Origin of the sequence: Helcococcus bovis (assembly GCF_046035835.1) — a bacterium.
GTDB classification, from domain to species: domain Bacteria; phylum Bacillota; class Clostridia; order Tissierellales; family Peptoniphilaceae; genus Helcococcus; species Helcococcus bovis.
The window spans coordinates 1-1,117 of the sequence record NZ_JBFNGB010000043.1; the positions used below are offsets into that span (position 1 = coordinate 1).

Below are 1,117 nucleotides of genomic sequence, written 5' to 3' on the forward strand. Positions count from 1 at the left end.
GACGAATTGTCAAATCAAATGCAACACCTATGGTAAGAGACCAAAAAGTTCTTCTTTAGGTGTTTTATATTTTATACATTTCCTAGGTCTATTATTCATTAAACTTAAGTTATGATTTAAATCATTTATATTTACTTCCGATAAATCCATACCTTTAGGATAAAACTCCCTTAAAAGTCCATTACTATTTTCATTTGTACCCTTTTGCCATGCACAGTAGGGGTCACAAAAATAAGTTTTACACCCTAACTCTTTTTCTATTCTCTCAAATTCTGAAAATTCTTTACCTCTATCAAAAGTTATTGTTTTTACTAATTCTTTTGGAAAATCTTTTAGTGCATTGATTATTGCGGGTGTTACATTTTCTGATTTTCTATTTTCAACTAGAATTGCTATATAGTATCTAGATTTTCTTTCCGCTAAAGTTACGAAACAGTATCCACTTTTTCTTTTATGATCGAACCTGCCTGATTCTACTGTATCTGCTTCCCAGTGACCTAGCTCTTGCCTTTTGTATATTTCTTTAGGTCTTTTCTTAATTGTTCTTCCTTTATCGTTGAATTTTCCTCTTTTTTCTGCTGGCCTTTTAAACTTTCCTTTTCTTCTTAAATTTTTCATACTGGTTTTTGGCAGTTTTTTTGCGTGTATGAGCCTATATATGGTTGATGTAGATGGTATATGATTAATAGCTTTTGTATTTCTATTTGATATTTGTTCAGGTGACCAATGTTGATTAATTTTTATAGTTAAATAATCAATAACATCTTTAGAAAATTTGGTTTTCCTATGACAATCTTTCCTTCTATCACGATATTTGTCATTTGCCTTTATTGGGAAGTATTTAGTGTAACTTCCTATACTTGATTTTATTTTAGAACAATTTCTTTTAATTTCTCGAGATATTGTACTAGGTGATCTTTTAAGCGCTTGTGCAATTTTCCTTATACTCATTCCTAAATTTAAAAATTGATAGATACAAGATCTCTCTTCTATGGTAAGATGGTTATAGCTCATAGTTAATCGCTCCTTTTAATATGTTTTGTTTGGTCACTTACATATTAACACAGCTGATTAGCTATGAGTTATTTTGTGTTGCACTTGTTATGATAAATTATCT

The 1,117-nt window shown here is 29.6% G+C and carries 1 protein-coding gene; it reads right to left on the reverse strand.

What is annotated here, in order from left to right; genetic code table 11:
* Window positions 1–27 precede the first annotated feature (27 nt).
* The gene (locus ABGF48_RS08415; protein WP_408105893.1) at window positions 28–1,014 is read right to left on the reverse strand and encodes an IS30 family transposase; all 987 of its coding nucleotides are present in this window, start codon (window positions 1,012–1,014) and stop codon (window positions 28–30) included.
* Window positions 1,015–1,117 lie beyond the last annotated feature (103 nt).